The organism is Burkholderia sp. Se-20378 (assembly GCF_017104665.1).
Taxonomy (GTDB): Bacteria; Pseudomonadota; Gammaproteobacteria; order Burkholderiales; family Burkholderiaceae; genus Burkholderia; species Burkholderia lata.
This window is the reverse complement of record NZ_JAAGPG010000399.1, coordinates 1-8032: the sequence shown is the minus strand read 5'-3', so window position 1 is coordinate 8032 and position 8032 is coordinate 1. Positions and strand designations below refer to the sequence as shown.

Sequence of the window (8032 nt, the reverse complement as noted above, 5' to 3'; positions counted from 1 at the left end):
ACGAACGGTTGCGCTGGTCCGTTGTCGATCACGCACCGCCTGCATGGCGCGCGTCTCTCGCGCGCTTTTTTTCCACGACCGAAACAATTCCAGCAGCGCGCGGCACGGCGTCGACGTTGCACCTCCCCGTCGCCATACCGCGCCGACATCCATCGTCGGGACGGTCACACTCAGATTGCGGCGGCTGATCCGGTTTCCTTCCAGCGACCAGGGACGATAAACGAGATCCGACAGGATCGTGACGCCTTGTCCGAGCGCCACGAGGCTCCTGACGGCCTCGATCGATTTGCTCTGCATCCAGACGTTCGGCGTGATGCCGTAGCTTCCCCAATACTTGCCGACGGTGCGCAGGTGCTCGTCCATGTCCAGGAGCAGGTAGTTTTCGCGTGCGACGTCCTCCAGCGTGACCCGATGCGCTTCCTGCAGCGGATGATCCGGATGGGTCCACAGCCTGCGCGGCGAGCGCAGCATCGTCTCGTATTTCAAGTCCCGAATCTCTGCCGTGTTCGACACCAATAGCAGCGCGATATCGAGGCGGTCATCGACGAGCATGTCCTCGATCGCTTCGCGCTCGCCTTCGACGATGCTCACGCTCAGGTTGCCGAACCGCTGGGAAATGACCGACATCAGCGACGGCATCAGATAAGCCGAGATGGTTTCGGTCACGCCGATCCGCACATGCCCCGAGATCTGCTCGGGTTCTTCCTGCGCCGCCACCACGGCGCGATCGATCGACAGGGTCGCGTGTTGCACGTGACGCAGGAACCGCTCGCCTGCCGGTGTCAGTCGCACCCCTCTCGAATGACGCTGAAGTAGCGTGACGCCCACCATCTCCTCGAGATTCTTCAGCGCGATGGTCATCGACGACTGGGAGACCGAGCACAGGTTGGCCGATTGCGAAATCTGGCCGGTGTCGGCGACGGAGACGAAATACTCGATCTGGCGAAGCGTGATGTGCGTGCTCACGGGCGAGGCTCCGAGAAATCCGGGCGGTTCCGGAACGGCGCCGCCTCGAAGGTCCGAACGGTACATCGAATCGGGTTGCGTGATATTGATTCAATATATATCAGGCCATCAAAAGGATGAATTTGTCATAGCCGTGTCCGCTTCCTAGCATGGAGTCAAACATGAAGCGGATGATGCGAATCGATGGACATTCAGGAGAAAAAAGGCTATTGCACGTTGTGCCGGTCACGGTGCGGCACGGTCAACGTCGTGCGTGGCGACATGATGATCAAGGTGCGGCCCGATGAAACGCATCCGACCGGCCATGCGATGTGCACGAAGGGGAAAGCCGCCCCCGAACTCGTGCATAGCCCGAACCGGGTGCTGTATCCGATGCGGCGGACCCGGCCCAAGGGTGCCGCCGATCCGGGCTGGCTGCGTATCGGCTGGGAGGAGGCGCTGTCCGAGATCGCGGAGCGTCTTGCGCATTTCAAGCGCGAGAACGGCGCCGAATCGGTGGCGTTCGGCGTCACGACGCCGAGCGGCACACCCATGAGCGACAGTATCGACTGGGTCGAACGATTCGTCTGGTTGTTCGGAAGTCCGAACATCTGTTACGCGACCGAGATATGCAACTGGCACAAGGACAGCGCGCATGTCTTTACGTTCGGCTGCGGCATGCCCACCGCGGATTATCAGCATGCGGATCTCATCGTTCTGTGGGGCAACAACCCCGCCAATACGTGGCTCGCCCAGGCCGATGCGATCGCAAAAGGCCGCCGCCGGGGGGCGAAGCTGATCGTCGTCGATCCGCGGCCGACGCCGCTCGCCCGCGAGGCGGACCTGTGGCTGCGCGTCAATCCCGGAACCGATGGTGCGCTCGCCATGGCCATCGCGAGGCAGATGATCGCGATCGGCAACGTCGACGAACCCTTCCTTCGGAGATGGACGAACGGCCCGTTGCTGGTGCGTGCCGATTCCGGACGGTTTCTGCGTGAACGGGATATCGACCCACGCGCATCGGGCAATCGATACGCACTCTGGAACCAGACGCTCGATCGTCTTGAACTGGTCGAAGAAGAAGCCGGTACGGCACTCACCGATCTATTGATGGCCGGCACGCGCCACGTCGGGATCACTGACTCGACCGGCCGTTGCACGCAGGTGGAATGCACGCCTGCGTTCGACCTCTATTCGCGTGCGCTTGCTGCGTATACGCCGGAACATGCCAGTGAGATCACCGGTGTCGATGCAGCCGACATCATGAAGGCCGCTCAAATGCTGCATCCCGGGCAGGGCATTGCCTATCACGCGTGGTCCGGCGTGGGCATGCACACCAATGCCACGCAGACGGAGCGCTCCATTGCGACGTTGTATGCGTTGACGGGCGCGTTCGATACGCGCGGCTCCAATCGGGAATGGGCGAAGCAGCCGGCCAATGCGGTCAGCAGCTACGCGATGCTGAACCCGGGGCAACGCGCGAAGGCGCTCGGCCTCGAAGAACGGCCGCTCGGCCCGCCGTCGCAGGGTTGGGTGACGGCGCGCGACGTCTATCGCGCGATTCTCGACGCCGAGCCCTATCGGATCCGCGCACTGTTCGCGTTCGGCACGAACATGGTGCTGTCTCAGGCGGACGGCGGCATCGCCCACGATGCGCTTTGCGCGCTCGATTTTCACGTTCACTGCGATCTCTTCGAGACGCCGTCGTCCCGTTACGCGGACATCCTGCTGCCCGTGAACACGCCGTGGGAGCGGGAAGGCTTGCGGCTCGGTTTCGAGATCAACGAACGCGCGGTCGAACTCGTCCAGTTGAGACAGCGCATGGTGCCGCCGAGAGGGGAAAGCCGCGCCGACTACGACATCGTCTTCGATCTGGCCGTTCGGCTCGGCATGAAGGACCGGTTCTTCGGCGGCAGTATCGAGGCGGGGTGGAATCACGTGCTCGAGCCGCTCGGAATGGACGTCGCGATGCTGCGCGCGCATCCGGAGGGCATCGCCAGGCCGTTGGCTCAATGCGAGCGTCGATACGCTTCGTCGACACCTGACGGCGCACGCGGTTTCAACACGGAGACGTTGCGGGTCGAACTGTATTCCGAGAAGTTGCATCGTCACGGCTACCCGGCGGTTCCTCAATACGTGCCGCCGCAGCATGGGCTGGGCGAGGGCGTGAACGATCGCCGTCGCTTCCCCTGTACGCTGACCTCGATGAAGAACGGGTACTACTGCCACAGTCAGCACCGCGGGCTCCCGAGCCTGCGCCGCCGCGCGCCGTACCCCGTCGCGGAACTCAACGACGCGCTGGCGGCGGAGCACGGCATCGTCGATGACGACTGGTTCCTGATCGAAACGAAGAACGGCTCGGCGCGCTTCAAGGCGCGCCTCGTGCCGGAGCTGGCGCATGACGTGATCGTGGCCGAATACGGCTGGTGGCAGGCCTGCGACGAGATCGGCATGGATTCGCTCGCCGTGGAAGGGCGAAACCACAGCAACTTCAATCGACTTGTTTCGGCGGCCACACTCGACCCGGTGAGCGGATCGTCGCCGCTGCGTTCCGTGCGCTGCCGCATCCGTCCGGACCCGTCGATCGATCCGTCGCGCCGGTCGTGGAAAGGGCGGCGGGATTTTGTCGTATCCGCCATCCATGAGGCAGCGAGCGGCGTGCGAACCGTCACGTTTCGGGCGTCGGACCGTGGGGCGTTGCCGGACTACCTGCCCGGGCAGCACGTGACCGTGCACGTTCCGACGCTTGGCGACGGGGGGACGACACGCGCCTATTCATTGACGGGCGCCGCCTGCGAAAACGATCGCCGGACTTACTCGATCTCGGTGCGCCACCAGAAGGGCAGAACGGGGGACGGCGTTCCGTTCGAAGGGGCGATGTCCTCCTACATACATGGATCGCTCAAGGTGGGGGATCCCGTTTTGCTCGGTGCGCCCGCCGGCACTTTCATCGTACCGCCGGCGTCGAAGCAACCCGTCGTGATGTTCGCGGGCGGCATCGGCATCACGCCGTTCATCTCCTATCTGGAGTCGATCCGCGATCGGGGGACGCAGGCGCCGGAATCGAGACTCTTCTATGCAAACCAGAACAGCGGGACGCACGCATTCCGCGAACGCATCGAGCGATTGAAGCAGCGGCTGCCGAAGCTCGAAGTCGTCAACTGCTACAACCACCCGCACGACGAGGTACTCGGGCGCGACTACCAGATGAAAGGCTATCTGACAGCGGACGTCGTCAGTGACGACCTGATTCGACGGCGTGCACGGTTTTATTTGTGCGGCCCGGAACCGATGATGCAGGCGATTACCGCCGGATTGATCGAACGCGGTGTTCCGCCCTTCGACATCTTCAAGGAAGCGTTCAGGTCGCCGTCCAGGCCGGCGCCCGACCCGTCGAAACGCTTCGTCGTCCAGTTCACCCGATCGCGTCGCGAGGCCACCTGGACGCCTCGCGACGGAAGCCTGCTGTCGTTCGCGGAGTCGCTCGGGGTCGTCATGCCGAGCGGCTGCCGTGTCGGACAGTGCGAGAGCTGCGCGGTCAAGGTCGTATCGGGCGAAGTCGCGCATTTGAGCGGACACGGGCCCGATGAACCCGATGTGTGTCTCGCCTGCCAGGCCATTCCGGCAACCGACGTTGCCATCGATGCATGAACCCGCTGAAGGAAATGTTCACCATGAAATACTTTGACGCCGTGGCAACACGCGATGCACTGGATTTTGAATCGCTCGTATCGCGCCTGAGGCAGGCGTTCGTCGACGGTTGCCACGTGCCGCTTCGCCATGCGCATGCCATTCATTCCGGCAGTGAAGACGAGGGCACGGTTCTCATCATGCCTGCGTGGGAAGACACCGGCTATCTGGGCATCAAGACGGTCAACATCTTCCCGGGCAATGCGAGGCACGGATTACCCGGGCTGCACTCGACTTATGTGCTCTATGACGGGCGGACGGGACGACCGCTTGCGCAGCTGGACGGGGACGAGATCACATCGCGCCGCACCGCGGCCGCATCGGCACTGGCCGCGACCTATCTGGCGCGTCCGGATGCGTCGCGTCTCGTCCTGCTGGGCGCCGGACGCGTTGGCAGCCTGATCCCGCTCGCGTATCGCAGCCAGTTGCCGATTTCGGACGTCGAAGTCTGGGACAGGAATCCGCGGGCTGTGGCCGAGCTGGTCAATCGGTTGACGGATTTCGGCTTCAACGCGGAGCCCGTGACTGATCTCGAGAAAAGCGTTCGGCGCGCGGACATCGTTAGTTGTGCGACGCTTGCGACGGAGCCGGTCGTCGCCGGCAAGTGGCTCGCGCCGGGATCGCATCTCGACCTGATCGGCAGCTTTACGCCGCGCATGCGCGAGGCCGACGACGATTGCTTCCGGAATGCGGAGATCTACGTCGATACGGACGAAGCACCGCAAAAGTCCGGTGATCTTCTTGGCCCGCTGTCGCGGGATGTCATTGCGATCGGCGGCTTGAACCGGACCTTGTCGGCATTGTGCAGGGGTGAAGCGAAAGGCAGATTGAACGACGGCCAGCGAACGGTGTTCAAGGCCGTCGGTACCGCGTTGGAGGACCTGGCCGCTGCGATCCAGGTCTATGAAAAATCAAACTAGGGTGTTGGCGGACAAGGAGACAACGATGAAGGATCTGATGGAGGTGCCGCGCGTGGGTGCGCCGGCGACGGACCGCGAAGGCGCGCTCGAGCGGATGGCCGCCGGCGTGGCGCGCTGGTCGGAGAAGTGGTTCCCGGACGCTTATATCTTCGCTGCGATCGCGGTGGTCATCGTGGCGGCGGGCGCGACGGCCATCGGTGCGCCAATCAGGCAGGTCGGCGTGGCGTTCGGCGACGGCTTCTGGAGTCTCATTCCGTTCACGATGCAGATGGCGATCGTGGCCATTTCGGGTTATGTCGTCGCGGTATCGCCACCCGCATCGAAACTGATCGACCGGCTCGCGCGTTTGCCGTCGTCCGGACGGGCGGCCGTAACGTTCGTCGCGCTCGTCAGCATCGTCGCCTCGTTGTTCAACTGGGCGATCAGCCTGATCTTCAGCGGCCTGCTGGTTCGGGCACTGGCGCGTCGCGCCGATCTGCGCATGGACTACCGGGCGGCGGGCGCGGCTGCCTATCTCGGCATGGGGGCGACGTGGGCGCTTGGATTGAGTTCGTCCGCATCGCAACTGCAAGCGAATCCGGACAGCTTGCCCAAGACGCTGCTCGCCATCTCCGGCGTCATTCCGTTCGCGGAAACCATCTTCCTGCCGCAGTCGATGTTGATGGCGGCCGTGCTGACGGTCGTGTCGCTGCTGATTGCCTGGTTGTCCGCGCCCGGCGGCGCGCGTGCAAAGACGGCGGCGGAGCTCGGGATTCCGCTCGACGAGGCCCACGCCACGATCCCGCGCCCGGCTCGCCCGGGTGACTGGCTCGAGTACAGCCCGCTCGTCACCCTCGCGATCGTTGCGATCGGCACGATCTGGGTGGCGCACGAGTTCACGACGAAAAATCCGCTGATCGCGATTTCGAATCTGAACACGTACAACTTCGTGTTCCTGATGCTGGGCATGCTGCTGAACTGGCGACCGAGGCGATTCCTCAATGCCGTCGCGCGTGCCGTGCCGTCGGTCGCAGGTGTGCTGATCCAGTTTCCGTTGTACGGCGGCATTGCGTACATCCTGACCAGGGCATCGGCGCCTGCCGGACTGCCGCTCTCCGATCATCTCGCGCATTTCTTCGTCGCGCTGTCGTCGCCATCGTCGTTTCCCGCGGTGATGGGCGTGTACTCGGCCATCCTCGGATTCTTCGTGCCGTCCGGCGGCGGCAAGTGGATCATCGAGGCGCCCTACGTGATCGAGGCGGCAAAACTGCTGCACGTCCATCTGGGCTGGGCGGTGACGGTCTACAACGCGGCCGAGGCATTGCCGAACCTGGTCAATCCGTTCTGGATGCTGCCGCTCCTCGGCGTGCTCGGGCTGCGTGCCCGCGACATCGTGGGGTTCACGTTCACGCAGCTGATGGTGCATCTGCCGCTGGTGATTTTCATGCTCTGGGCGCTTGCGAGCACGCTCGGCTACCATCCGCCCGTCATGCCGTGACGCACGTCAGGCGTGTTTGCCGTCGGCAGATTGCGTATCCGGTAGGCGCGTCGTGAAGTCGGTGCCGGCCGCGTCCTTCGTTTGACACGACTACGCGCCCAGTACCGACAGATCCCGCGGCAATGTCCGCTTGAACATCGCGAGGATCTGCTGCGCCGCTTTCGGCGGCAGCGTGATCGCATGGCGCACGGCCGCCGCGATCTGGATCATCATCAGCTCGGCGAACGCGCTTCGTTGCGCATGCGGCGTATCGGGCGCCACTTCGCCCAGCGCATCCGCGAACAACCCCGCCAGAAACTCACCGTCCGCCCGGTCGAGTGCCTGCAGCGCGCGGTCGGCCTGCGTGGCCCGCCAGATGTCGCGCATCAGCGGCTCGTCGACGAACATCCGGTAGTAGCTGTCCGTGATGCGGGCGAGCGTGGCGTGGAGATCGTCGAGCGTCTTCATCGTCGCGAGGTCGCGCCGCACGCAGACGTGCCCGGCTTCGTTGTAGCGCTCCGCAAGCGTGCCGATCACGGCCGCCTTGTCCGGGAAGTACTGGTACAGCGAACCGAACGAGATGCCCGTGCGTTCGACGATGTCGCTCATCCGGAACGCGTCGCAGCCTTTCTCGATCATCACGTCCGACGCGCACGCGAGGATGCGCTCGAACCGCTCGCGGCTGCGCTGCTGCGTCGGCACCAGACGGGCACGGGCCGGCGCGTCTGCCGTGTCCGCTGCCGCTGCGCCGGGCCCATCGTTCTGCCCCGATTTTTGTCGGCCCATGCCGCCTCCAGAAAAACTTGACGTTGCTAATGCGAGAGTCTATCGTGTTTTTGAAACGCGAGACATTCTCGTATTTTAGTCAAAGGAGACGGTCATGTCGGCACTTCCCACCCTCATCGTCGGCGGTTCGGGCAAGACGGGCGCCCGCGTCGATGCACGGCTGCGCGCGCGCGGCATCGCAACCCGGCCCGTGTCGCGCACGTCGGCCGTCCGTTTCGTCTGGACGGCGCCCGCG

General features: G+C 64.0%; 5 protein-coding genes. 3 read left to right on the top strand and 2 right to left on the bottom strand.

Features of this window, described 5'->3' with window-relative positions; translation table 11 throughout:
• On the bottom strand, positions 1 to 966 hold a 966-nt coding region (locus G3N93_RS29305; protein ID WP_307873435.1), incomplete at its 3' end, for a LysR family transcriptional regulator.
• 183 nt (positions 967 to 1149) lie between these two features.
• On the opposite strand from G3N93_RS29305, the gene G3N93_RS29300 reads away from it, so the two are divergent.
• From G3N93_RS29300 to G3N93_RS29290, 3 genes are read left to right on the top strand one after another with little or no spacing between them, the layout of a single operon-like run.
• A complete protein-coding gene (locus tag G3N93_RS29300) occupies positions 1150 to 4596 on the top strand; it encodes a molybdopterin-dependent oxidoreductase (RefSeq protein ID WP_206134524.1) in 3447 nt (1148 codons plus the stop codon).
• Positions 4597 to 4619: 23 nt separating this feature from the next.
• Positions 4620 to 5555 (top strand): ornithine cyclodeaminase family protein, encoded by a 936-nt coding sequence (locus tag G3N93_RS29295; RefSeq protein WP_206134525.1) that lies wholly within the window; start codon positions 4620 to 4622, stop codon positions 5553 to 5555.
• Between the two features lie 25 nt (positions 5556 to 5580).
• Positions 5581 to 7032 (top strand): short-chain fatty acid transporter, encoded by a 1452-nt coding sequence (locus G3N93_RS29290; RefSeq protein WP_206134523.1) that lies wholly within the window; start codon positions 5581 to 5583, stop codon positions 7030 to 7032.
• A 90-nt stretch (positions 7033 to 7122) separates the two neighbouring features.
• On the opposite strand, the gene G3N93_RS29285 is transcribed toward G3N93_RS29290, so the two are convergent.
• The gene (locus G3N93_RS29285) at positions 7123 to 7797 is read right to left on the bottom strand and encodes a TetR family transcriptional regulator (protein WP_174932521.1); all 675 of its coding nucleotides are present in this window, start codon (positions 7795 to 7797) and stop codon (positions 7123 to 7125) included.
• Between the last annotated feature and the right edge of the window lie 235 nt (positions 7798 to 8032).

What these genes read in the sequence shown, in the direction of transcription:
- G3N93_RS29300 (WP_206134524.1), top strand. Translation starts at nt 1,150, where the DNA reads ATGGACATTCAGGAGAAAAAAGGCTATTGCACGTTGTGCCGGTCACGG.
- G3N93_RS29295 (WP_206134525.1), top strand. Translation starts at nt 4,620, where the DNA reads ATGAAATACTTTGACGCCGTGGCAACACGCGATGCACTGGATTTTGAA.
- G3N93_RS29290 (WP_206134523.1), top strand. Translation starts at nt 5,581, where the DNA reads ATGAAGGATCTGATGGAGGTGCCGCGCGTGGGTGCGCCGGCGACGGAC.
- G3N93_RS29285 (WP_174932521.1), bottom strand. Translation starts at nt 7,797, where the DNA reads ATGGGCCGACAAAAATCGGGGCAGAACGATGGGCCCGGCGCAGCGGCA.